The sequence below is a fragment of the Stieleria tagensis genome (assembly GCF_024129865.1).
In the GTDB taxonomy this organism is placed as follows: domain Bacteria; phylum Planctomycetota; class Planctomycetia; order Pirellulales; family Pirellulaceae; genus Stieleria; species Stieleria tagensis.
Window position 1 is genome coordinate 1 of the sequence record NZ_JAMYFE010000067.1, and the last position, 23733, is coordinate 23733.

Sequence of the window (23733 nt, forward strand, 5' to 3'; positions counted from 1 at the left end):
ACTGACGCGTCGGGTTACCGTTAGAGCACGACGTCAAAACTGACGCGTCGTGCTTGTCTCGGTCAATCGACCGCAATTGCGGCGGCCTGCTCGGTGCTACGCACGTAAATCCGACCGTTGCTGAAGGCGGGTGTGGACCAGCATTTTCCTTCCAGCACTTTTGCTCGCGCGAGTTCCTGGTACTCGCCGGGCTGTGCCGCAGCGATCACGACTTCGCCGGCGTCGGACAATGCCACCAATTTATCACCAACCAAAATGCAGTTTCCAGGACCAAATCCACGATGCTCCCATTTGATTTCACCGGTGGCCAGCTCGACACACTGCAGTGGAGCTTTGCCGTACTTTTTAAATTCGAACATTCCGTACAAGTGTCCGTTGTGAACCACTGGTGTGCTCCAGTGATTCATCAACTCGTTGGGCTTGAACCACAGTTCTTCGGCTTTCGCATTGGACTGAATTTGGAACAGGCCGGCGCCCACACCGTATCCGGCCGAGCAATAGACTTTGTCGCCCGAGACGACCGGCGATGCGGCAGTGGAAACGCTAAACGGAAATTCGGCACGCCACAGTTCTTTGCCAGTGGTCGGGTCGGCGGCGACCAATCCGGATTGGACAAAGAAAATGATCTGTTTCGTGTCTGCGATTGTCGTCAGCGTGGGTGTGGCATGCGTGATCGTCTCATCACCACTTTTCCAAACGACTTGCCCATCGTCTTTGTTGAATGCCAGGAACGACTCCCCGGCTCCGCCGCCGCCGACGATGACAAGGTTGTCAGCGACGATGGGACTGGACGCGTTTCGCCATTTGATGTTTCGACCGGCAAATTCATCGACAATGTCGTGTTTCCAGATCGGGGCTCCGGTTTCGGCGTTCAAACAAAACAGCGCCAACTGGGCGGTGTACACATAAACGTTTGAACCAACAACGGTCGGGGTGGATCGTGGACCATCACCACCACGGTTGTCCGGCGCACCTGCATTGCCGCCGTCATGTTCATAGTCGCTACTGCCGAGCGCAACACGCCAAAGTTCTTTGCCGCTGTTGGCATCCAGCGCCAAACAGAACTCTTGGTCGTCGGCTGATATCAAGGTGAACATTCGGCCGTCGGCAACAGCAGGCGAACTGAATCCTAGCGGGGTTTCTGTTTTCCACAGCACATCGGGTTGGCCGCTGGACCAATCGACCTCGCCAATGGTTTCTGTTGATTTTCCATCGCCAGCCGGACCGCGATATTGCGGCCATTCGTCGGCACCGCAGTGACCAACGAGCAGTATGAATCCGGTGACAAACGACAGGGCGTAGCGGTAGCAACGAGTCATCGATTTAGAAAGTTCAATCAGGGAGTGGAGGGGCTGTTTTGGTACACGCCGCAACAGGTGGGAAGTGAAACGTTAGGCGACCGATTGCGAGCGTCGTTTCCAGACAAATCCGGCGATCACGGCGATGGTGTAAACAACCACCAGTCCCATGATCGCTGGAAACGCTTGTGGATCGTCGGCTTTGCTCTTGATCGCCGAAACCGCTGCGACGATCGCACCGATGACGGCAAACAACATCATCGCGTTCCACAGTACCATACGGCCACCGGTCGGTTTGTCGGCACCCAAAATGCGTTTGCTGTTCATCATCAAAAAGAACGTGATGTAAGCGATCGGTAGAAGCATCGCGCCGAAGGAGCTGGCGAAGATCGCCAGCCAAAATTTGGCTTGCCCGTCCCACAGATGCAACCAACTCGCACCACTTAGGCCGGCCACCAATACGCCGATCACAAAGGGCACGGTGCCGTTGGGTTGCCCGGCGAGTTCTCGGAAGGCATAGCCGTTGATCAACATCAAAATCACGATCGTAGAAAATCCCATGCCGAAAACACCCAGACCAAACACTAGGTTGGCCAATTTGGCGCCAAGCAACGGTTCCAGAGTCGTCGAGAGTTGAAAGGCATCGCGTTTGACAAGCGAAAGAGCCAATCGTTTTTCGTTCTCGGAAAGTGCCGCAACGCGATCAAGCTTTTCGGCTTCGGGCATCGATTCGGCTTGAGCGCCTAGTTCATGATCGACGCGGGCTAACAAAGTCGGTTTGACACTTTCAAAATACGGGCTCTGTTGCATCGTCGCCAATTCAGAACTGGCCAACGAGGCATCGATTTTATTGTGCATGGTCGATGCCGCAGCGATCACAACACAGCTGGTGACCAACACATAAGGGATCGCCATGCCAGTCGCCAAATCAAACCGGGCCAGGCCACGGAAGGGTTTGTCCCAACCACGGGCCAACATCGAATACGGCAACAAAAACGTCATGTTGATTCCGACCGCGGTCGCTGCAGCAGCAATCATCACTGTTCGCTGCGTGTTGATCAGCTTGTCTGCCCAGAACGATTGTTCCATCTGCCCCATCGAGCCGATCACGGGTGCCAAATCACCGGCAACTTGGTTCCACTGCGAAAGCTTGGGGATGAACCCGGATAAAATACTGGCAAAATCCAACTGGCCTTTGATTGCCAACAAGATCACGACGCCGAAAAAACAGATCACAACCATGCCGACCAGCGACTTCAAAACGATGTCAAACGCTTTGGCGGCACGGCCTTGTTTGGTATTCAGCAGGACGACAAATCCGGCGGCAAAAAACAGCAGCGTGGTGACAATCAATTTGGTGCTCTTGGCGTCGCCGAGTCCTGTGCCGCCCAAATGCGCCAGGTTTTTGTCGATCGCGTCATAACAGAGACTGAACTGGGGCATGCACCAGATCATGTTGGCCATCACCGTGGCGATGACCCAGCCCCATCCGAGTGCCGGATTGATTTCGCTGTTAATGGCTTCGAACGGACGGCGACCGGTCGACAGCGTGACATAGCTGATCGCCGACAACATGATCACCCCCATGGTGATTGCCATCAGTTGCAGCCACAGCATGCTGGTCCCACCCAGCACGCCCAAAAACAATGCTCCGGCCAGCGAACCGCCGCCCAAAGTGATCGCGGCCTGCAACCATCCCGGACCAGAGAGCTTGATGAAGGCCGCCAACGGTTTGCCGTCGGCGTAGGCATCTTGCAAAAGCTTGCGGTCGGCTTGGACCTTTTCGTTTCCTGCAAATTCGTCTGGTGCGGGGTGATCAGTCACTGGCGTTGGGCTATCGGTCATCGAAAACGCGGCAATAAGGGAGGGGAATGCAGAGAAGTGCAGTTTCAGCCGCGAAATATAGTCGATCGCACGCAATCAGTGTGAGGGTGGTTCGGAGCGGGGGACATACCCCGCAATGCCCAAATCGAAGAGACCGCAGTGAGGTCAGTTGAGTTGCAACGGGAGGCTTTGGGGCGTTGCCGTAGCTGGATCCGCCAGGATTCAGACCGGGGCCTAGCGGGCACGCACGTTGGATCGACGGAGCGATCCACGACGTTCGCCAATGTTGGGGTGTGTCCCCGACTGGGATTCGTAGCTGGATCCGCCAGGATTCAGACCGGTGCCTGGCGGGCAGGTACGTTGGATCGGCGGAGCGATCCACGACAGTCGCCAGTGATGGGGTGTGTCCCCGGTTGGAGTGCGTAGAGACCGCGGCGAGGTCAGTTCAGGCGAAACGGGAGTGTTTTGGGGCGACGCCGTAGCTGGATCCGCCAAGATTCAGATCGGTGCCCAGCGGGCAGGCGCGTTGGATCGGCGGAGCGATCCACGACGTTCGCCAATGATGGGGTGTGTCCCCGGTGGGGTGAGAATTTTCCGGGAGTTGTCAGATTGACGGCGAGTGGGTGGTTGAGGGTGAGATCAGTGTGATGGCGCACGGCGATTGGGTGAGGACGGAGGATTTTGCTGCTAAATGCCGTGAAACACGAGGGTTTCATGCTGTTTCGACGCACCGTTTTGGCGTTGGCACAGCCAGTGCGTTGTTCTTTGGCGTGACCGACACATCGTTGTCGGCCCTCCAGAAACTTCCACCCCGGGGAATCCCCATGGCACTGCTCACGAAAACGTTTGCCGCATTCGGCTTGCTCTTGACCGCACTCTCAGCTTCTGCGGGGGCCGACACGTACCAACACATTGATCAACTGGCAAATCGGATTTCCAATCAGACCCGCCAGTTGACTCATGAGAGTCGACACTACCGCCACACTCCGGAGTACCGGCACCTGGTCAGTGACACTCGCGAGATTCATCGACTGGCCGAACACATACATGAGATTGCCCATCACCATGGAAGTTTGGATCATCTGGCATCCGATCTGTCAGAGTTGGATTCCAAGTTCCATCATTTGGAATCGGTGTTTGACCGAATCGAAGGCAACGCTCGCTATGGTCATGGGCATGTTCACGGATCGACATCTCACGTTCGTCGGCTGTTGAATGAGATCGAGCAGAACATTCACCATCTACAGGACGATGTTCGTTCGCTGCGGACGCCACATCAGCACGATCATTCGATTCGTGTCGAGCGACCGGCGTTCTATCCGTCGCCTCGATATGACCGATCGGGTGGACGCTATGACGCTGTCTCGCGGCAAAGGGGCTCGCGCGGTCGCGGCATCACGATCGGCGGCGGCAGCTCTCGTTTTACCATTCGTTTCTAAATCAACCGTTTTTCACGAACGGTGGTTCCCCCTGGGCGACTCGTTCGTCACGATAAAAGGTCCCTAGATGCGAAGGCTTGTTCGTCGCGTCGACACCGAGACGCCCGAGGATTGTAAACGCGAGCAATGGCCAAAAAACAACGGATTCCCCATAAGTTCCAGCCTTGGATCGATGCCCGCAAGAAGTTTCGGCTCTCAAATGCACACATCCAAATGGCTCGCGAGTTGGGGCTGAGCCCCAAGCGGTTTTCCAGTTACGCCGACAATACCGGTCAGCCTTGGAAGGTCCCGTTGCCAGAGTTCATTGAAGCTCAGTACGAGAAACAGTTTGGCAAGACCCGACCTGACGAGGTGATGTCGATCGAAGAAATCGCGGCGGCACACCTGGCCAAACGCATGGAACGCAAAAAACGCAATGCAGCCGCCGAGGCAGCGGCAGCCAAAGCGGCGGCAAACGAGCAGATTGACGAAACCGAAGCGGTACCCGAGACGGAACCGGCGGCCGAAACCGAACCGGCGCCCGAGGCTGAGCGGATGCCCGAGGCTGAGTGAGCGCGCTGGGCGTTTTGAGTTGGATTCGATTGGATGCGTTGGCACCCTCTTAGACGGCACCAGTTACGATTTCCGTTTGCTGACCACGGTGGCTCGGTGGGGATCAAAGTCGGGATTGTCCGTTGGCATTTGGGCATCGACGCGGTCGCGCCAGTGAGTCAGTTCGGCTCGCAATTTGTTGGCACGATCGGGTAACTCCGCCGCCAAGTCGTGTTGTTCTCCGATGTCGTTGGCCAAGTTGTACAAGTGGATGCTGTTGTCTTCGTGGAATTCGATCAATCGATAGTCGCCTGAGCGAATCGCACTGTAAGGTCCATCGCCACCTGCGTGGTAGTGCGGGTAATGCCAATACAGATTGCGATCGAAAGTGATGGTCGGGTCGGTCAGCAGCGGCACCAAACTGCGGCCATCAATTTCGGCCGGGTTGTTGATCGCCGAACCCTTGATTTGCAGACCCGCGATTTGGGCAAAGGTCGGAAAGTAGTCGATCGTCATGATCGGTTGGTCACAGACCTGGTTTGGCTTGGTCACACCGGGCCAACGGACGATGGCCGGGACACGCACCCCGCCTTCGTAGGCCGAGCCCTTACCACGTCGCAGCGGCAGGTTTTCGGTGAATTCGTCGTGCTTGCCATAGCGTTGTGTTAAACCGCCGTTATCGGATGTGAAGATGATCACCGTATGATCACTCAAGCCGTTGCGATCGAGCGTCTCCAAGACTCGCCCCACACTTTGATCCAGACTGGCGACCATTGCGGCGTACGTCGCGTTGTTGTGAATCTTGGTCGGGTCTCGTTTTGCTTCAAACGATTCCACCAGATCGGCGCGGCCTTGGATGGGCGTGTGTGGAACGTGGTAGGCAAAATACAAAAAGAACGGCGACGACTTTGAATCGTCGATAAACTCACAGGCTTTGTCGGTCAGCCAATCCGTTGTGAAGTCACTGCCGGACTTGCTGCGTGTTCCTGACTTCAGAAAATAACCTCGACTGCCCTGCGGATTGTCAATCGAAACATCAAAACCTTGATCGGTGGGCAGTGTGCCTGCGGCGCGATTGCCTTGCCCGCTTAGGTGCCATTTGCCGATGTGACCGGTGCGATAGCCCGCCTCGCGCAGCAGTTCCGCAATCGTTTGCTGCTGCGGTTGCAAGCGTTTGGTCCAATTTGGGATCCGCATTTTAGCGTAGGGGCGATTTTGACCGGCGATGAAATCGGTCAGGTGCAGACGCGCCGGATACTTGCCGGTCATCACGGATGCCCGCGTCGGCGAACAGACGGTGCAGGCGGCATAGGCATCCGTAAACTTGACACCGCTGCCGGCCAGGGCGTCTAGATTCGGTGTCTCGTAAAAGTCACTGCCATAACAACCCAGGCCAGTCCATCCCAGGTCATCGGCCAACAGCATCACGATGTTGGGTGGACCGGTGGGTTTGGCAGCGACCGATTCAGTGTTCGTTTGGCCCATCAGCGATGCTGCAGGCATCATCAACGTTATCAGGATCAGAAAGCAACGCATCACGGGCATCATGGTTAGTGGTTGGATCGCTAGGTTGTCCCTAGTGCATCATCTATCTTTAGATTTCGGGTCAACAATTCGTGGCGCAAGCTTCCAGCTTGCGATTCACCGGGTGTGGTGATGGCAAGCTGGAAGCCTACCCCACGTTAAAAGGTAGACGAAGCACTAGTGTAATAGTCGTACGCGTTGGAATGTGACGTGGGTGGGTGGGTGTGTGTGATGATGATGACTCGCGCTCGATCACAAGCGGACGAGCATTCAGCGGTAAACTACGCTAACTTGAGCTTTCATCCCGCGACCGGACGGGCTCTCGAAAACAACTTAGGATGACGATGACTGGCACCAAAGGCTCGCGCGACACCGCTGAATCGCACCCTGTCGCGTCGCCCTACTTCGGCGTGTTCGATCTGTTCAAGATCGGGATCGGCCCGTCCAGTTCGCATTCGGTCGGTCCGATGCGAGCCGCGGAAATGTTCCTTGGCGAATTGATGCAACGCGAGTTGATGTCGGCGACAAATCGCGTGCGTGTGGATCTGTACGGTTCGCTGGCGTTGACAGGGATCGGGCATGCCACTGACACCGCGGTGTTGATGGGATTAGAGGGTGAAACCCCCGACCAGATTGATCCTGAAACGATTCCCGAGCGGCTGGATCGGATTCGACAGCAGCAGCGTTTAAAACTTGCCGGCGGAAAATCAATTTCATTTGTCGAATCAACGGACCTGGTCTTCAATCGCAAAATTCGCCTAGATGCCCATCCCAACGCGCTGCGATTCCAGGCATTTGCGGAACCGTCGGACGAATCTGCACTACACGAATCCACTTATTATTCAGTCGGCGGCGGGTTTGTGGTCCGCGAAGGCCAACAGCGTGCTGCGGCGGCGGGCGGCGACGTCGCAGTTCCCTTTCCATTCGAATCGGCAAAACAGATTTTGGAATTGACCGAGACGCATGGGTTTTCGATCAGCGAACTGGCGTGGCAAAACGAGCGGGCGCTACGGCCCGACCAGGAAACCAGTGCGGGACTCCAGCGGATTTGGCAAACCATGCAAGAGTGCGTCCGCCGCGGTTGTCGCAATGAAGGCATCTTGCCCGGGGGATTGAATATTAAACGCCGTGCACCGGCTCTCTTTCAGTCACTTAGCGAACGCACTGAATCGATTGTTCGTGACCCCATCAGCATTTTGGACTGGGTGGACTTGTACGCGTTGGCGGTCAACGAAGAAAACGCGGCAGGGGGACGAGTGGTGACGGCGCCGACCAATGGAGCCGCGGGAATCATCCCGGCAGTGCTGCATTATCTGGATCGGTTTTGCGAGAACGTCACCGCTGAAGGGATTGAGCGGTTCCTGTTGACCGCAGCGGTCATCGGTTCGCTGTACAAAAAGAATGCATCGATTTCGGGTGCCGAAGTGGGGTGCCAGGGCGAAGTCGGGGTGGCTTGTTCGATGGCCGCCGGCGCACTGACCGAGTTATTAGGCGGGACACCTCATCAAGTCGAAGAGGCTGCGGAGATCGGCATGGAACACAACTTGGGGTTAACCTGTGATCCGATCAAAGGGCTGGTGCAAGTGCCCTGCATCGAACGCAATGCGATGGGCGCCGTCAAAGCGATCAATGCGAGTCGGTTGGCCCTGCGCGGTGACGGCAAACACTTTGTCTCGCTGGACCGAGTTATTCGAGTGATGAAGCGAACCGGCGCCGACATGTCGACACGCTACAAAGAGACATCGCGTGGCGGGTTGGCGGTCAACCTGAGTGAATGTTAATACAGCTCCGAAACGAGAGCGGATTGCAGCGCGCGAGGGATGACTCGTTAGGATAGACCGCAGCGTATAGTGCTGAACTCTGGAGTGCGGCTGCATTCTCACCTACTATTCATTGGAACAGGTTGTCATGTCGGATCACATCTACAAAAAAATTGAAGTCACCGGTAGCTCGACGAAGGGCATTGAAGATGCGGTTGAAAAAGCCATCGCCCATGCCGCAAAAACGATTCATGCACTACGCTGGTTCGAAGTGACAGAAACACGAGGCCACATTGTCGATGGAAAGGTCGAGCATTGGCAGGTGACTGTCAAAATCGGATTCACCTTGGATTGATTGCCATCGCTTTCCGCCACGGCAACGAATTTCCCAAATGCTTCTATGCCGAAACAGATCTTTCTTGGCCGCCTGCTCTCTGCTTTGATGAAGGTGCCCGCAATCCTCATTGCCCTGATCATGTGGGGCGTGATTGATGCAACGCCACTCTCTGCGGAGCAGGGTTCAGCGGAGCAGGCGTCAGCCGAGCAATGGAAGTGGGAAACGCTGCAGACGATCGGCCGGCCGACGGCACGGCATGAGGCCACATTGGTGGCGTTTCGCGACAAGGTTTATTTGATCGGCGGGCGGCGGATCAACCCGGTGGATGTCTACGATCCAAGCACCAACACTTGGACCGCTGCTTCGCCCACGCCGATTGAGTTGCATCATTTCCAAGCGGTGGTGGTTGACGATGCGATCTATTTGATCGGCGCGATGACCGGGCCTTATCCCAACGAGAAACCGCTGGAAAAGATCGTGGTTTATTACCCCGAGAAAGATCAATTTGAATTCGTACACCACATCCCTGAATCACGTCGGCGCGGCGGTGCGGGAGCAGTTTACTACGACGGGAAAATCTATATCGTCGGTGGGATCACAAACGGTCATGTAGATGGATTCCAGCCATGGTTGGATCAGTATGATCCGAAAACCGGTGAATGGGTTCCACTGGCTGATGCGTCACATGCACGTGATCATTTTCAGGCGGTGGTGCTGCAGGACAAACTCTATTGTCTGGGCGGACGGACAACGTCGAAAGCCACCAATCAAGTGTTCAGTCAAACGGTGGCTGCGATCGATGTCTACGATCTGCAGCTACAGCTATGGTTGCAGGTGACGGACGATTTGGTGGTGCCCACGCCACGTGCGGGAAACATGGCGACCGTTTGGGGAAATGAAATCGTCATCGGCGGCGGTGAGAGCGAACAGAAAACGGCACACCGGCAAGTCGAAGCCTACAACGTGTGGTCACGCCAATGGCGGCAATGGCCCCGCTTGAATCGCGGCCGACACGGATCCGGATTCGCAATCGTTGCTGATTACATGTACACCGCTTCAGGATCCGGAAATCGAGGCGGATCCCCGGAATTGGCATCTACCGAACGGTTGCGATTGCCAGCGCTAGCGGATGCAGAATAGGTCGAATCGCTCAAGTTGAGGCGAATTGGGCTGAGAACCGCGAGCCGATTTTCGATGAGTGGAAATGCATGCATTATTTCTGCAAACAATTGCAGTGGCTTTCGCTGTCAAGAAAATTGGTCGAATAGCGACCAATCAGAGGGATAGCCTGTCAACCGTTCAGATGGCCCGAGCTGACCCGTTGCCCCTGCGCCGACGCTTGTTTCCCACGGCCGTTTTCGAACTCGGTGGCTTGGGGGACCAAGCATGATGGCGTAACGAATATTCCAAGTCGCTGTTTTCCGCTGCTTTGTCTGAGCGTTCGTTTTCATCCGGCAAATAGTCGGGCAACGATTCCTCTTCCCAGCGAGGCGCGTTGTACAGGCACAACAGCAACACAATCGTGCAGACCAATGAAACGATCAGCCAGCAGAGAAATACAGTCATAGCCGCACCGTTTGCAAGAGGTCGCTAGGATGTGCCCGCTGCACACAGCCATGCAACTAAGGCGTCTTATTGTACGTATCGGGCAAATAGGGTGCCAATGCCAACAAGTTCAATAGGATGGGAAGGTTCTTACAAAGCGGGTTGAATCACGACGGTCGTATGGTCCTTGAGTGCAAATCCGATCCTGACTAGAGACTGGTGCTGCTTTTCAGAACTGGAACCAACAGCGCCAACACGACGGCCAGTACAAAGAATGCCATTAACAACAACATCATCGGTTCCAAGAGTCGCACGAAAAGATCCAGCCGTCGAAACGTCCGCTTCTCCAATGAATCTGCGATTTCGGGCAACACTTTTTCCAGCGAGTTACTCTCTTCGCCGACACTGATCATTTCCACGACTGACGGCGGAAAGTAGCCTGAGGCGCGCAATGGGGTGGCCAAAGATTCACCCCCGCGAATGTTGTCTGTCGCATGCGCAATGGACTGGCTAAGCAATCGATTGGCGGCGGCCGAGCGGCTGATCTCCAGGGACTTCAAAATTGGCACCCCGTTTCCTAACAGGGTTCCCAGGACGCGGCAAAACCGCGACACGGCCAAATTCATCAGGATATCGCCGAGTACAGGAATGCGCAGCTTGATTCGGTCCAGCATCTCCCGTCCGGCAGTGCTGGAGAGTTGGATTTTTAGGAACACTGCCAAAACGATCATCACGATCAGCAACAGCCAGCCATAGGATTGCAGGACGTTGCTGAAACTAAGGAGTGATTCGGTGTACCAAGGCATTTCGCCTTTTTGCCGCAATCGATCAAACATGGTGTCGAATTTTGGCACAAAGAACACCAACAGGCCGGTGATCACGATGGAACCGACAGAGAACAGGAACACCGGATAGGCCAGGGCGCTGATCGTGCGTCCTTTCAGGTCCTCTTGCAATTCGGTGAAGGTGCTGACGCGTTCCAAGGCGTCTTCCAGGAAACCGCCTTCGGTGCCGGCGCGGACCATGTTGACGGCCATATCGGAAAACACGCCTGGATAGCGAGCCATCGAAGTGCCCATCGGTTCGCCGTCTTCGACACGTGCACGGATGTCCCGAACGATTTCGCCCAGGATGGGGTCGGTGGCTTGTTCACCCAGCACGTTCAGTGAGCGGATCATTGGCACACCGGAACGCAGCAGGGATGCCAGTTGGCCGTAGAAGGTCGCCATCACCTGGCCTTTGACCCGAGTCCGTTTTCCAAACAGCGATCGGCCTGCGGCGCCGTCGCTTGCGGAGACTTTGGAAGGGAACAACGCCTTTTCGCTTAACATCGCAGCGACTTCGCGTTCGTTGGCCGCTTCGATCGAGCCGGTCACGGTCTTGCCCGCCATGTTGCGAGCGGTGTATGCATAAGTCGGCATCGTCTTACAGTGCCTCGCCCTTGGTTACACGTAACACTTCGTCAATGCTGGTCGCTCCCGCGATGACTTTGTCCCACGCGTCCATACGCAATGTTCGCATGCCGGTTTCGACCGCTGCCTTGCGGATGTCCCAGCTACTCGCACGCTCTTGAGCCATTTGTCGGATGCGGTCGTTGCTAACCAATAACTCGTAAATACCCATTCGCCCGGAGTAACCTAGGTTGCGACATTCGCGGCAACCGACCGGGCGATAAAACGTGAATTTGCCGCCGCGATCCCAGGGGAAATCGCGAGGCACATCCTCTTGCGAGGGTTCATAGGCTTCTTTGCACAATGGACACAACCGACGTAACAGCCGTTGCGCCATCACGCCTTCGACGGTTCCTGCAACCAAGAACGGTTCGACGCCCATATCACCCAACCGCGTGAATGCCCCGGACGCATCATTGGTGTGCAGTGTGCTGAAGACCAAGTGACCGGTCAACGAAGCTTGGATGGCGTTTTCAGCGGTCTCCAAGTCACGAATTTCCCCCACCAAAACAATGTCCGGGTCATGCCGCAGGATACTTCGCAGCGAGGCGGCAAATGTAAATCCGATCTTGGCGTGGACCTGGATTTGATTGATTCCATCCAATTGATATTCCACCGGGTCTTCGGTGGTGATGATTTTGGTTTCCTCGCTGCGGATTTGCAGCAAACTGCTATACAGCGTCGTCGTTTTACCTGAACCGGTCGGTCCAGTGACCAAGACGATTCCGTGCGGCAGCTCGATCAACTTGCTAAACGTTCTGTAAATCTCATCGGACATCCCTAGTTTTTGCAGCTCGAAAACCATCGCGGATTTGTCCAACACCCGCATCACCAATCCTTCGCCGTGGATCATCGGGATCACGCTCAGTCGAATGTCTACCTCGCGACCGTGCACACGCAATTTGATCCGACCGTCTTGCGGCAAACGTTTTTCGGCGATGTTCAACCGTGCCATGATTTTCAATCGGCTGATGATCGCAGCCTGGAACCGATTGATCTCCGGTGGTGTCGGTTGGCGGTGCAAGATTCCGTCGACCCGATAGCGGACTTCCAATCCCGCGGCCTGGGATTCGATGTGAATGTCACTGGCCCGGATCTCGATGGCTTCCAACAAAATTTCGTTCACCAGTCGCACCACCGACGCCTCCTGAGCCATTTCGCTCAGCTCGCTCCCGTCGGTTTCCAGTTCTTCCAGCAGTTCCACCGATTCGTCATCGGTCGCTGCGGCCATCAAGTTTTCGACGGTTTCACTACCGACACCCAGATGCCGTTTCATCAACCGCGCGATTTCGGCTCGTTGGGCAACAACTGGAATGATGTTCTTGCCGGTTGCCGCACTGGCTTCGTCCAGTGGGTACAGGTCCAGTGGATCAGGCGTCGCGACTACGATCGATCCGTCTTGGAACCGAATTGGGAACAGCGATTGGCGATAGATCAAACGTTGCGGAAAGCCCTCTAACGCCGACAGGTCGATTTCAGCTTCACGAAGATCGATGAATTCGAGTCCTACCTCTTCGGCCAACGCCTCCAAGGCCTCGCGTTCGCCGACAAACCCTTTCTCCACCGCCGCTTGCAGTACATCGGTTCCGTCTCCGGCGCGACTGTCAGCCAATTGGGATTCGCTGAGCAGTCCTCGTCGTCGCAGAATTTCACCGGCGTGCATGATCATTAAATCAGTTCCAGAATCGTTGAATGGGATCAGCGATTGTAGTTGAAGAGAAGCTAAAAAGGGACAGTTGTCGTACGGCTGGCTCGTGTTACTTGATACATCAGAAACTGTCGGACCAAATGGAGTTTCTCCTGTCAGCGGCCTTGCGCAGAGGTTGGGAAGCAAGCGCGGTTGCCAGCCCGGAGGGCGGCATATGGTCTCAGGCAGCGCTGCATCATTGTGTCGCCCTCCGTGCGATGGAGTTCATTTCCTTCGGTATCCGTCGACTGACGCCACCGCCAGTCATTTTGTCGCCCGCTGGGCTTTAGAAAGCGCGACTTCAAAACTGACGCGTCGGGATAACAACAACAATGATTTAGGCTCAATCGCAGGTTCCATTCGTCTGAGCAACCGGTGCCGGTCGCTCAGGCGGCTCCCGTTGATTCAGGTGGTCCGAACGAGAGCTGCCAGGAGATTTCGCCGCAATCACTAGCGACCACCGCCGCGTCCACCACGACCGCCGCGATCACCACCGCCACCGCGATCACCACCGCCGCCGCCTGGGCCGCCGCCGCCACGTCCACCGAAACCGCCGAATCCACCGGGAGGGCCTCCGCCCCCGCCCATGCGGGCGCGGAACGCTTCGATGCGTTGTCGCATGGAGTCGGCGGCGTCACTACTGTTGCTGTTGTCGGAAGACGAACGTGGGCTGCCATTGGAATCCGATGACGTAGACGTCGATGCTGTTTTGGACTCCTCTTTCTTGCCCAGCGCGGCGTTCAGCGCCTTGATCATCGAATCGGCGTTCATTTTACCGGGGACGACAAACACCTCTGTGACGACTTCGTTTGCTTTGCCGCCTTGATCGAGTGCATCGACCAAGATCCGAATCTCTTCGAAATCCTGTGTGTCCGCGGTGACAATCAACGAGTTGCTTTGCGCATCAACGGCCACGATAATTTTCGATCGTTCGCTTTTTGCGGCCGTGTCACCGCCACGACCACCACGTCCGCCTCCACCGCGTAGTGCCGCGATAAAGTCTTGTGGTGAGGGTTGGTCGCCACCGCGTCCACCTCGTCCGCCGCCGTCTCCTCCCCCGCCGCCGGAACTCTGACCCGAGATTCGCTCGGCATAGATTTCTTTGACGACCTTGGCCACCGCCGTGGCATCTTGGTAGATGACAGGGATCATGCGAGGTGTGGCGGTCAATTCGATGTCTTCGGGACTTTCCTCGCGGTCAATTTTTTCCAGCACCATTTCGATCACTTGCAGATCGACTTCGTTGGCTTGAATGAACAGAGCGTTCAGACGCAAATCAGGAACGATATTGACGGAACCGGTCGTCGTCAAAATGGACTTTGACGACGAATCGCTGCCGCCACCGCCACCCCCCAGGCCCATCAATCCACCCAGCATGCCGCCGCCGAGCCCGCCGGTCAGCGTGTCGGTCAGACTGCCACCGGAATCGCCGCCACCGAGGATGCTGGCGACCAGGTCAGACGCCACATCGGCTTTGATGTATTTCAACCAGAAGATCGTTGGCAGGTCGCTTTGCGCGGTGCCCGGACCAATCAACTGAGCCAGCAAAGCCTCCAGTTCGTCCAAGGCTTCGGTGTCGTCAGAAGCGATCCGCAGTCCGTTGGGAGTCATCTCGATCAAGATGTCGGCGGCAGCGGATTTCGCCAGGGGTTCTGGTTGAGCAGTCGGGTCGTCAATTTTCACATCGGCGTTGATCGGAACCGCGGGCGCTTGCGTCAGGTAGTAGGTGCGACCGGTATTCCACGTGGACGCATCCAAATCGCTGTTGGTCGGCTGGGATTCCGATGGTTGTTCGGTGGCTTTGGATTGCGGGCGAATGATTCGGCGTTCGCGAATTCCATTAGATTGGGTCTCTCCACCGGGGCTCATCACGCGGATCGAATTGTCGCGACCTGTCATTCGCCAATACAGTTGTAACTGTCGCAATGCATCTTCGGCTTGGCGTCCGTTGAGCGGAATGGTGCGCACCTTGCCGCTCAACAAGCCGTCGCTGCCGGTGCCGTCGAGTTGTTCGAGCAACCGTTTGATCTGGCTGATTTCGTCTTGTGATCCGCGGACCCATAATTTGCCTGTGGTCGGGTCGCCGTCGACGATGGGGCCGCCGGTCGATTCTTCGGTGACGCCAAAGTACTTGTTGATCGTTAGCAGCGCTTGGGCGGGGTCGATGCGTTTGAGTTGAAAGACTTCAAATGCTTCCCCGCTACCTTCCATTTTGGCAATGATCTCGTCGATCTTTTGGTGGGTCGTCGGCGTCGCGAGGGCGATGATCGCATTGGTCGACGGGTCGATCGCGACGCGTGCGCCCGGCTCGTCTTGTAACAGGGTCTGCAATACGTCAAAGACGGTTGCCGGGTCGGCAACGCGGACAATGTGCGGTTGAAACACTGGACGCGCGACTTCGGTGTCGGTTTCGTCACCGACGCCTTCCAGTTGTTGGTCTGCTTTGGCAATCAGATCTTCCAGCACACTGACTTTCGATGGCAATCCGGTGGCATAAATACGGTCGCCATAGAGCCCGACCGAAATGCGGATGTCGTCGCTGGAATTTTCGCCGGGTTCCAGTCCCAACAGCGGACGTGCTGTTTGCAACAGTTCTTCGGCGCTGCGGTGGGCCAGTTTGATTTCATGGACCTGTTGATCGGACTGGCGGATCACTTCGCGGATCGCGATCAATTTTTCCGCCCGCTCGGTGACTTTCACTTGCCGGGCGCTGTCCAGCACGATGACTCGTCCCCATGGGCCGACGATCTGCGGCAGTTGCGTTTTGGCTTCGTCCGGCGTCATGCTGCCGAGCGGGAACACCGATGACACAATGTCGCTCTTGCCACGTTTTTCCAATTCATTCGGGGGCACCAATTCGGCTAACTCGCTGATCAGTTTGTCAGCATTGTCAACTTCTAGATCGACCAGAAACAGCATCCGGCCGCGGCGCACCAAGGCATAACCACGGTCCAGCAGCAGGCGATTGAGCAGGTCCAATGACTCGGCAATGGTGTAGGTGCGAGTGCGATCGACAAACGAAATCGAGCCAGCCGGATAGCGATCGATCTGCAGTGACATGTCGCCTTCATCGGCCAACCATTCCAACACTTCCTTCCAACTGGCGCCGGTGAAATTGAAACGCAGGTGTGAATCGAGCGGCTGATCGAGTTCTTGCAGCAAGATGCGCGCCGCGTCCTCTGGGGTGACATTGATCCCAGCGTCGGACGATCGCACGTTTTCGTTTGGCCCGTCTGTCGTCTCATCGGATTGCGAATCGTCAGCGGGGCCGGCAAGTTCCGCGGGCGTCGAAACCGGGGGGGCTGGATCCGTGGATTCTTCTTGAGCGTGGGCCGGCGAACCGGCGAGCACGCCGATTAGAAAAATCGCGGTGAATGCAAAATCTCGTGCCGCCGCGGTGGCGGGCTTGCCGCCGATGAACGGTTGGGTATCGCAGCGGTCACGATCAGTCGTTGGAAAATGAAAACGCATTATTGCAACGGTTGTAACGAATGAGTTGAAAAGTGCTTGCAGGCGTAGAAGTCAATCGGCGACCGGGGCCCCTCGTCATCCCTTCGGCGGAATTCAATCGGCAGTCGGTCCTCTGGTTGATCTAACCTTGCGGTTAGGCCTAGGTTCCTCGCAGCACAACGGATTTCCAGTGTTTCCTATGGTTTTCAGCCGGATCGGGCCGAATCTAACCGCCATGAAGCCTTCGCGGCGTCCCAAGGGTGGGGGGAATTGCCCGTTCGGTTACATTTTGATTCGCTTTTGTCTTGCTAAAATTGCTCTTAAAAAAGTCCGCTAGGGTCGGTTTCGGTTCTTCGACGCCCCCATTTCTGCTGCTAGGATACGTCAAACGTCCCATCCGAAATTTAAAGTGTGACCTTGCACTAGCCCTCCCAGCGAATCGAGACGAATGCTGCAAAAGCAACGAAAACTGATCCTCAATCCCCAACAGCAAGAATCGATGCGTCGCGCCGGACGCGTCAATGCAACGCTGATGGACTTCATTCGGCCCCACGTCCAGGCCGGAATCTCGACGGGGAAGATTGACGAGATGGTTTTTCAATGGACGCTCGACAACGGGCACAAACCGGCGACGTTGGGATACCAGAACTATCCCAAGAGTTGCTGCACTAGCGTCAACGAAGTGATTTGCCATGGCATCCCGGATGATTACGTGTTGCAGGATGGCGATATCGTCAATCTCGATATCACGACCATCGTGGACGGCTGGCATGGCGATCAAAGTGAAACGTTTTTGATCGGCGATGTCAGCGAGGAACGCCGCGCTGTCACGCAATGCGCATTCGATTGTATGTATTTGGCGATCGATGCACTGACACCCGGTTGCACGGTGGCCCTGATCGGTGAAACCATCGTCCCAGAAGCGCATCGCCGTGGTTTTTCTGTCGTCCGTGAATACGTCGGTCATGGTTTGGGCAGGCAATTCCATCTGGACCCATCGATCCCACACTTTCCCAACCGCCAAAGCCGTATCGACCGCCTGTATCCCGGCATGTGTTTTACCGTTGAACCAATGATCAATGCCGGGACTCGCTACGCCCGCTGTGACAAATCCGATGGCTGGACCGTGCGGACCAAAGATGGTCGACCCTCGGCACAATTTGAACAGACCGTGATGATGACCGAAAACGGTGCCGAAATCCTGACCGGTTGCAAAGACGGTCCGCAGAAAGGCCATCAGTTCTAAAGCCAATTCCTTCCTATCCCCACCGAGATCTCTCCCCGATGACAATCTGCCGACGAACTTTCTTTTCGATCACCCTTGCCTGCGTCGCTGCCCTTTCCACCGTTTCCGGTGTCAGTGTCCAAGCCCAAACGCCCGCTAAACCCTTGCAGGTGTTGCTGGTCGCCGGTGGATGCTGTCACGACTACGCGGCTCAGACAAAATTGTTGAAAGCCGGTATCGAAAAACGGATCAACGCCGAGGTCACCGTGGAATTCAATCCCAGCAACGGCACCGATGCACGCTTTGCGATTTACGAGTCGGATGATTGGGCCAAATCGTATGACGTTGTGATTCACGACGAGTGCTCGGCTTCGGTCACCGAACGACCCTATGTCGATCGAATTTTGGCTGCCCACAAATCGGGTGTGCCCGCGGTGAACTTGCACTGTGCGATGCACAGTTATCGTTGGGGAGATTTTCGTCAGCCGGTCGAAATTGGTGCCGACAACGCCGGTTGGTATGAAATGATCGGTGTGCAATCCACCGGCCACGGTCCCCAATCACCGATCGATGTCAGCTACGAAGTCGCCGACCACCCGGTCACCAAAGGCATGCAGAACTGGACCACTATCAACGAAGAACTCTACAACAACGTCCGTGTGTTCGGTAACGCTGACGTCTTGGCCAAAGGCGTCCAAGTTCAACAGCCTCGCAAGCGTGAATTGCAACAGAATCCCAACGCAAAACCCAGCGAAGCCACCGCGGTCGTTGTCTGGACCAACACTTACGGCCCCAACCAAACCAAGATCTTCAGCACCACGCTGGGGCACAACAACGACACCGTTGGCGATGATCGCTATTTAGATCTGGTCACACGCGGTTTGCTGTGGTCGACCAATCACCTGGATGCCGACGGCAATCCTGCCACCGGTTACGGCAAATAACCCAGCCGTCGGTGACCGCTGATGCGCGCGGCTGAGATACCCGCGTGGTGAGGTGGTGCCTAATCGCAAGCGCGACGCGTCAGTTTCGAAGCCAGCGCTCTTATGTTAGCCCGACGCGTCAGTTTTGAAGTTGCGCTTTTCTGGTAACCCGACCGGGCTGTTGATTTAATTAGCCGGTCGCTAGTTGGTGTGGAGGATTTATCCGACCGGCCTGATTCTTCGCAGAAAACCCTCACCCGAGTCGGATAAATCCTCCACACCAGCGCCGTTGAAGTGACGCGTCGGGTTACCAAAAAACAATGCCCCACGCAAAAACGCTGGCTTCAAATCTCACGCGTCGGGCTACCATTCCCACGCCAATTCACCGTCGAAGATGAAATCAACAGTCTTCAAGCGGGAGAATGATACTGAAAACGCATGCGTTGATCGCTGGGGGTTGGCGGAATGGGACACGGGCGCCGGGGCGGTGAGTTACATTAGTGGCTGAATTCACCCACCTCCTTTCCCTCCTGCTGTCGTTGAGCTGATGATGAATCGATTGTTGTTTCTGTTGATGGTTGTGGTGGCGTTTCCTGCCGTCTCTGAATCGGCCGACGACGCGTCGGTCAAAACCGTACGTGTCTGGCCGGGTGATCCACCAGCGTGGACCGCTCCGACGGCTGCGGAAGCGGACACCAGTGGTCCCGATGGCCGCGCTGTCGCTGGGAAACCCGTGATTCGGCTTGGCAATGTCAGTTCACCGGAATTGCATTTGTATCCTGCCACGGGAGCCGAGACGACGATCGTGATCGCACCTGGCGGCGGGTTTTCGATTCTCGCTTGGGACTTGGAGGGCACCGAGATCGCGCGCTGGTTTCAAGCCAACGGCATCAGTGCCGCGGTGTTGAAGTACCGTGTGCCGACCCGAGACGAAGACCCCAAATGGTTGCCGCCGGTGCAGGATCTGCAGCGTAGTGTTTCGCTGATCCGTAGCGGCGCGGTCGCTGGTTTCCCGACCCAACAAGTCGGCGTGATGGGGTTTTCGGCCGGCGGCAACACGGCAGCTCACGCGGCGTTCCTAAGTGAACGAAAATACGAAGCGGTTGATGATCACGACCGGGTTTCACCCACACCGGATTTTGCAGCCTTGGTCTACACTGCCTATTTGACCAATGGACGCGATTCGGAAGAGCTCTCCACCGATTTCCAAGTCGGCAAAGACACGCCGCCGATCTTTTTTGCTCACGCGTTTGACGATCCACACACCTGCTTGGGCGCTGTCGCATTGTTTCAAGAACTCAAACGCCACGGCGTGCCAGCGTCGTTGCATGTGTTCGCCAAGGGCGGACACGGGTTTGGTGGGCGTGATACCGGCCAAGAAAAAGACTTGTGGCTGCCCTTATGCAAAGCATGGCTGACTGATTTGGGCCAATCAGAGTAAGGTTCTCGGTTAAATCAAACCGGCCAGGCATAAACCGATCACCAGGATGCCGGCCGGGATGCACCAAGCCGCGAACCAGTGCAGGCGTTCTTGGCGGCTCCAGCCGATCAGCCATTTCAATGCGAAGATGCCAACTGCGAATGCAATCAACGCACCGCAGGAGAGTTCGGCAATCGAGTGCTCCAGCGGTTGCCCATCCTGCAATTGCTCGACAACATCTTTGATTGCCAACACGGTCGCGCCACCGATGGCTGGGATCGCTAACAAAAACGAAAACGTGACGGCATCATCCGTTTTCAATCCCAGTAAACGGCCGCCCAGGATCGTCGATCCGCTGCGGCTGATTCCAGGCAGAATCGCAAAGGCTTGGAAGCAGCCGACGATGATCGATCCCAGCATCGGCATGTTGCGATAGGCTTTGTCGCCCTGCGGTAGTTTGCCCAGGATGATCAGCATGATCCCGGTGACGACCAACATTGCACCGGCCAGCAGCGGGTTCTTCATGAGTTCCGGGAACTGTGATTTGATCGTCAATCCGATCACGGCCGCTGGGATGGTGCCGACAATCAACAGCGGAATCACGCGTCGGTCACTGGTCAATAGATCCAAAATTCGACGCCAAAAAACCACCAGGATGGAACCGAGTGTCCCGGCGTGCAGAATGATTTCTAAAGTCGGCGATTCACCGGGCTGGGATCCGGTGATCTGATTCATCAGGGCGCCTAAAATCACCAGATGCCCTGACGAACTGATCGGCAAGAATTCCGCGATCCCTTGGACGATGGCCAGAATGATGGTTTCAATCACGCAGCTAGTTCCGATTCAACGCACAAAAGAATGGATATCACCAGTCAAAACCAGTTCGTCGGCTTCTCGATCTTGATTGCGCCGATCAAACTGTCGCCGAAAGTATTCATCGCCCGGGCGACTAAAGGAACCATTGATGACGACCGTTGACCCGCAGACCAAGGAGCACGAGCACGTCGTTCCGAATAGTGGGACTGTACCGAATCCATCCCACGATCGTCAGCCGACGTCGGTGCGTCAGGATGTTTTTAATTTCGTCCGGGGTTTCTGTATGGGTGCCGCCGACACAGTGCCGGGCGTGAGCGGTGGAACGGTGGCATTGATCCTGGGTCACTACCAACGGTTGGTCAATGCGATCAGCCGGATCGATCGCCGATTCGTCAGCGACCTGTTGTCGCAGCGCTGGCGGCAGGCTTGGGATTATGTTGATGGGCGATTTCTGCTGGCGCTGCTGTGTGGAATCGGATTTGGAATTATCTCGTTGGCCGGGTTGATGCATTGGTTGCTCGACCATCACATGCCACAGACCTTTGCCGTCTTTTTTGGTTTGATCTTAGCAAGCGTCTGGATCGTGCGGCGATACATCCAACGCTGGTCGCCGGGATGTTACGCAGCCTGTCTGGGCGGAATCATCGCTGCACTGCTGATCGGCCGCATGTCACCCACCGCGGGCGGCGACTCGCTGGTCTATCTGTTTCTGTCTGCATCGATCGCGATCTGTGCGATGATCTTGCCCGGAATCAGCGGTGCGTTTGTGCTGTTATTGCTGGGCGTCTATCACCCCGTCACCGGGATGATCAAAGAAACTGCCAAAGGACACCTTGATGCCGGATCGCTGTTGCAACTGGTCGTGTTTGCGACCGGGTGCCTGTTCGGATTGCTGGCGTTTTCACGTGTGCTGCGCTGGTTGCTGCAGCATCATCGCAGCGTCACGATGGCGGCGCTGGTTGGGTTGATGTTGGGCAGTGTGGAAAAACTGTGGCCGTTGCAGGTCCCAACGCCCGAAACCGCCGGGTTGAAAATGAAAGAGCGGGTCATGCAGGTGGTCGCGCCGGCCGACTGGAACGGCAGTCTGACACTACTGATTGTGCTGGCTGTCGCCGCCGCAACCGCCGTGTTGTTGCTCGAACGCGTCGCAGCTGCCGAGTCGATCACTGAGCGTGAAAGCGACGGTTGAAAATTTCAGGATCGAAGGGGTTGTCCACTTGAGGCATTCGTCGAGTCTGTCGTTCCACTGGGACCTGTTGCGCAGTCGCTTCGTCTAGCGGCGAGATCGTTGTGGTCGGCGGATCGGGAATGGCTTGTTCGGAATCGGTCCACTGTGTCGGCTGGAGCGGTTCTAATTCGGGAGGGCTGGCGGGAGCAAGTGAACCGGGGCGTGAATCGACGCGAATCGATTGCAACCAATAGTCCAAGTTGGCCATCATTGCCGAATCGGTCGCACCAAACGAGTTGCGGGATCCGCCGTGTCCATCAGTGGCTTTGATACGAATCTGGCTCGCCAAGGGATCGTTTAAATTGACGTACTGCATGACGGCAACCAGGTTTTCACGCGCCACGATGGTCGGAGCCCATTTTGACGTCAGCGCGGTGTGCAATTGAAAGGGTTGGTTGCTTGCGTCCTGTCTGGCATGACAACTGACGCACCGATTCATCAAGATGGGTTGTATCCGAGCGATAAAGTGACTGGTCGAACGTTGATCCAACAATGGCCGCGGCGCCGAATCGTTTTTCAAGTTCGCTTGGTCGTCATTGGTCAGATCACTCTTGGCTGACGCCGGCTGGATCGGCATTTGGTGCGATACGGTGCGAATGACCGCTGGCTGTTCGCTGTTGGGCGCGGTTCGGTCATCAACACTGGCTTTCAATTCGGACGCGATCTGTCGTAGCAATTGAATCGTTTCGGGGTCGCCCGGATCCAGTTGACGAGCTTGCAACACATCTTCGCCGGCCTGTCGCAGCAACCCATGGCGAATGCACCATCGGATGTCCGTTTGTAATGCCCCTAAATCGCCTTGGAATCGCGTCTTACGGCGGTGTTCATATAGTTGTTGCAGCGACAAACCGATCCGAGAGACCTGTTTAGCGGGGACATGAATCAGCGAATTATCGGCGCGTTTGATGGACACGGTGTCGCCCACCCGAGTGGCTTCGCCGAACAGGACGTTGCCATTGCGCAGCAGCACACAGGGGCGATCGGCATGATCGATCGACGGGGTGGCCGCTTGAGCAAACGCCGGCGCCACAATGCCAGGTGGCAGCGTGATCGCCACGAGGGCAACCAACAGACACCAGGCATGGCGTCGACTGATCGGAATCAGGTTGTAAAACGGTCGCGGCGAGGATCGGTTGGAATGCATCAGCCTGGACTACCAAAACGGCGGTCGTCAGGTCAAGAGATACAAAAATGAATGCGTTCCTAGGTTGCGAGCACCGGGAACACGCGCTGCCCGGCGGGATTCGGCGGCATGTTCACCCGGGGTTCCTGCCG

At 56.3% G+C, this 23733-nt stretch carries 18 protein-coding genes; 9 read left to right on the forward strand and 9 right to left on the reverse strand.

The window, feature by feature from the left end; genetic code table 11:
- Positions 1 to 62: 62 nt before the first annotated feature.
- Together NHH03_RS16630 and NHH03_RS16635 are read right to left on the reverse strand one after the other, a co-directional pair.
- A complete protein-coding gene (locus NHH03_RS16630; protein ID WP_253158116.1) occupies positions 63 to 1319 on the reverse strand; it encodes a PQQ-binding-like beta-propeller repeat protein in 1257 nt (418 codons plus the stop codon).
- Between the two features lie 72 nt (positions 1320 to 1391).
- Positions 1392 to 3143 carry a divalent metal cation transporter gene (locus NHH03_RS16635; protein WP_390895581.1) on the reverse strand — a complete coding sequence of 584 codons (1752 nt, stop codon included), beginning with the start codon at positions 3141 to 3143 and terminating at the stop codon, positions 1392 to 1394.
- A gap of 803 nt (positions 3144 to 3946) precedes the next feature.
- On the opposite strand from NHH03_RS16635, the gene NHH03_RS16640 reads away from it, so the two are divergent.
- Together NHH03_RS16640 and NHH03_RS16645 are read left to right on the forward strand one after the other, a co-directional pair.
- The gene (locus tag NHH03_RS16640) at positions 3947 to 4561 is read left to right on the forward strand and encodes a hypothetical protein (protein WP_253158118.1); all 615 of its coding nucleotides are present in this window, start codon (positions 3947 to 3949) and stop codon (positions 4559 to 4561) included.
- A 126-nt stretch (positions 4562 to 4687) separates the two neighbouring features.
- Positions 4688 to 5113: a hypothetical protein gene (locus tag NHH03_RS16645; RefSeq protein WP_253158119.1), complete on the forward strand. Its 426-nt coding sequence runs from the start codon at positions 4688 to 4690 to the stop codon at positions 5111 to 5113.
- Between the two features lie 63 nt (positions 5114 to 5176).
- Here the strand turns inward: NHH03_RS16645 and NHH03_RS16650 are convergent, their stop codons facing one another.
- Complete coding sequence (locus NHH03_RS16650) at positions 5177 to 6598, reverse strand: sulfatase (RefSeq protein ID WP_253158120.1); 1422 nt, start codon at positions 6596 to 6598, stop codon at positions 5177 to 5179.
- Between the two features lie 362 nt (positions 6599 to 6960).
- Here NHH03_RS16650 and NHH03_RS16655 point away from each other — a divergent pair, with 362 nt between their 5' ends.
- The 3 genes from NHH03_RS16655 to NHH03_RS16665 all read left to right on the forward strand — a co-directional run bounded on the left by NHH03_RS16655 (position 6961) and on the right by NHH03_RS16665 (position 9853).
- Complete coding sequence (locus NHH03_RS16655; protein ID WP_261364312.1) at positions 6961 to 8397, forward strand: L-serine ammonia-lyase; 1437 nt, start codon at positions 6961 to 6963, stop codon at positions 8395 to 8397.
- 127 nt (positions 8398 to 8524) lie between these two features.
- A complete protein-coding gene (locus NHH03_RS16660; RefSeq protein WP_253158121.1) occupies positions 8525 to 8731 on the forward strand; it encodes a dodecin in 207 nt (68 codons plus the stop codon).
- A gap of 45 nt (positions 8732 to 8776) precedes the next feature.
- Positions 8777 to 9853 carry a Kelch repeat-containing protein gene (locus NHH03_RS16665; RefSeq protein ID WP_253158122.1) on the forward strand — a complete coding sequence of 359 codons (1077 nt, stop codon included), beginning with the start codon at positions 8777 to 8779 and terminating at the stop codon, positions 9851 to 9853.
- A 159-nt stretch (positions 9854 to 10012) separates the two neighbouring features.
- On the opposite strand, the gene NHH03_RS16670 is transcribed toward NHH03_RS16665, so the two are convergent.
- From NHH03_RS16670 to NHH03_RS27980, 4 genes are all read right to left on the reverse strand, one after another.
- On the reverse strand, positions 10013 to 10279 hold the full coding sequence (locus tag NHH03_RS16670; protein WP_253158123.1) for a hypothetical protein: 267 nt from the start codon (positions 10277 to 10279) through the stop codon (positions 10013 to 10015).
- Between the two features lie 188 nt (positions 10280 to 10467).
- Positions 10468 to 11679 carry a type II secretion system F family protein gene (locus NHH03_RS16675; RefSeq protein ID WP_253158124.1) on the reverse strand — a complete coding sequence of 404 codons (1212 nt, stop codon included), beginning with the start codon at positions 11677 to 11679 and terminating at the stop codon, positions 10468 to 10470.
- Between the two features lie 4 nt (positions 11680 to 11683).
- Complete coding sequence (locus tag NHH03_RS16680; RefSeq protein WP_253158125.1) at positions 11684 to 13378, reverse strand: GspE/PulE family protein; 1695 nt, start codon at positions 13376 to 13378, stop codon at positions 11684 to 11686.
- Between the two features lie 468 nt (positions 13379 to 13846).
- Entirely contained in the window at positions 13847 to 16867 is a 3021-nt protein-coding gene (locus tag NHH03_RS27980) for a secretin N-terminal domain-containing protein (RefSeq protein WP_261364313.1), read from the reverse strand.
- Between the two features lie 427 nt (positions 16868 to 17294).
- Between NHH03_RS27980 and map the strand changes: the two genes are divergently transcribed.
- The 3 genes from map to NHH03_RS16700 all read left to right on the forward strand — a co-directional run bounded on the left by map (position 17295) and on the right by NHH03_RS16700 (position 20435).
- Positions 17295 to 18092: a type I methionyl aminopeptidase gene (gene map, locus NHH03_RS16690; RefSeq protein ID WP_253158126.1), complete on the forward strand. Its 798-nt coding sequence runs from the start codon at positions 17295 to 17297 to the stop codon at positions 18090 to 18092.
- A 38-nt stretch (positions 18093 to 18130) separates the two neighbouring features.
- Positions 18131 to 19015, forward strand: a complete 885-nt coding sequence (locus NHH03_RS16695; RefSeq protein ID WP_253158127.1) for a ThuA domain-containing protein — start codon at positions 18131 to 18133, stop codon at positions 19013 to 19015.
- Positions 19016 to 19541: 526 nt separating this feature from the next.
- Positions 19542 to 20435: an alpha/beta hydrolase gene (locus NHH03_RS16700; RefSeq protein WP_253158128.1), complete on the forward strand. Its 894-nt coding sequence runs from the start codon at positions 19542 to 19544 to the stop codon at positions 20433 to 20435.
- 9 nt (positions 20436 to 20444) lie between these two features.
- On the opposite strand, the gene NHH03_RS16705 is transcribed toward NHH03_RS16700, so the two are convergent.
- Positions 20445 to 21242, reverse strand: a complete 798-nt coding sequence (locus NHH03_RS16705; RefSeq protein WP_253158129.1) for an undecaprenyl-diphosphate phosphatase — start codon at positions 21240 to 21242, stop codon at positions 20445 to 20447.
- Between the two features lie 136 nt (positions 21243 to 21378).
- On the opposite strand from NHH03_RS16705, the gene NHH03_RS16710 reads away from it, so the two are divergent.
- Positions 21379 to 22419 (forward strand): DUF368 domain-containing protein, encoded by a 1041-nt coding sequence (locus tag NHH03_RS16710; protein WP_253158130.1) that lies wholly within the window; start codon positions 21379 to 21381, stop codon positions 22417 to 22419.
- On the opposite strand, the gene NHH03_RS16715 is transcribed toward NHH03_RS16710, so the two are convergent.
- Positions 22394 to 23602: a hypothetical protein gene (locus tag NHH03_RS16715; protein WP_253158131.1), complete on the reverse strand. Its 1209-nt coding sequence runs from the start codon at positions 23600 to 23602 to the stop codon at positions 22394 to 22396. The two genes, NHH03_RS16710 and NHH03_RS16715, sit on opposite strands and share 26 nt — an antisense overlap.
- Positions 23603 to 23733: the final 131 nt, after the last annotated feature.

Excerpts from the sequence above, each read along its gene's own strand:
- NHH03_RS16675 (WP_253158124.1), bottom strand. The coding sequence starts at position 11,679 with ATGCCGACTTATGCATACACCGCTCGCAACATGGCGGGCAAGACCGTG.
- NHH03_RS16650 (WP_253158120.1), bottom strand. The coding sequence starts at position 6,598 with ATGATGCCTGCAGCATCGCTGATGGGCCAAACGAACACTGAATCGGTC.
- NHH03_RS16715 (WP_253158131.1), bottom strand. The coding sequence starts at position 23,602 with ATGCATTCCAACCGATCCTCGCCGCGACCGTTTTACAACCTGATTCCG.
- NHH03_RS16640 (WP_253158118.1), top strand. The coding sequence starts at position 3,947 with ATGGCACTGCTCACGAAAACGTTTGCCGCATTCGGCTTGCTCTTGACC.
- NHH03_RS16710 (WP_253158130.1), top strand. The coding sequence starts at position 21,379 with ATGACGACCGTTGACCCGCAGACCAAGGAGCACGAGCACGTCGTTCCG.
- NHH03_RS16670 (WP_253158123.1), bottom strand. The coding sequence starts at position 10,279 with ATGACTGTATTTCTCTGCTGGCTGATCGTTTCATTGGTCTGCACGATT.
- NHH03_RS16655 (WP_261364312.1), top strand. The coding sequence starts at position 6,961 with ATGACTGGCACCAAAGGCTCGCGCGACACCGCTGAATCGCACCCTGTC.
- NHH03_RS16665 (WP_253158122.1), top strand. The coding sequence starts at position 8,777 with ATGCCGAAACAGATCTTTCTTGGCCGCCTGCTCTCTGCTTTGATGAAG.
- NHH03_RS16700 (WP_253158128.1), top strand. The coding sequence starts at position 19,542 with ATGATGAATCGATTGTTGTTTCTGTTGATGGTTGTGGTGGCGTTTCCT.
- map (WP_253158126.1), top strand. The coding sequence starts at position 17,295 with ATGCTGCAAAAGCAACGAAAACTGATCCTCAATCCCCAACAGCAAGAA.
- NHH03_RS16695 (WP_253158127.1), top strand. The coding sequence starts at position 18,131 with ATGACAATCTGCCGACGAACTTTCTTTTCGATCACCCTTGCCTGCGTC.
- NHH03_RS16635 (WP_390895581.1), bottom strand. The coding sequence starts at position 3,143 with ATGACCGATAGCCCAACGCCAGTGACTGATCACCCCGCACCAGACGAA.
- NHH03_RS16630 (WP_253158116.1), bottom strand. The coding sequence starts at position 1,319 with ATGACTCGTTGCTACCGCTACGCCCTGTCGTTTGTCACCGGATTCATA.
- NHH03_RS16660 (WP_253158121.1), top strand. The coding sequence starts at position 8,525 with ATGTCGGATCACATCTACAAAAAAATTGAAGTCACCGGTAGCTCGACG.
- NHH03_RS27980 (WP_261364313.1), bottom strand. The coding sequence starts at position 16,867 with ATGCGTTTTCATTTTCCAACGACTGATCGTGACCGCTGCGATACCCAA.
- NHH03_RS16645 (WP_253158119.1), top strand. The coding sequence starts at position 4,688 with ATGGCCAAAAAACAACGGATTCCCCATAAGTTCCAGCCTTGGATCGAT.
- NHH03_RS16680 (WP_253158125.1), bottom strand. The coding sequence starts at position 13,378 with ATGATCATGCACGCCGGTGAAATTCTGCGACGACGAGGACTGCTCAGC.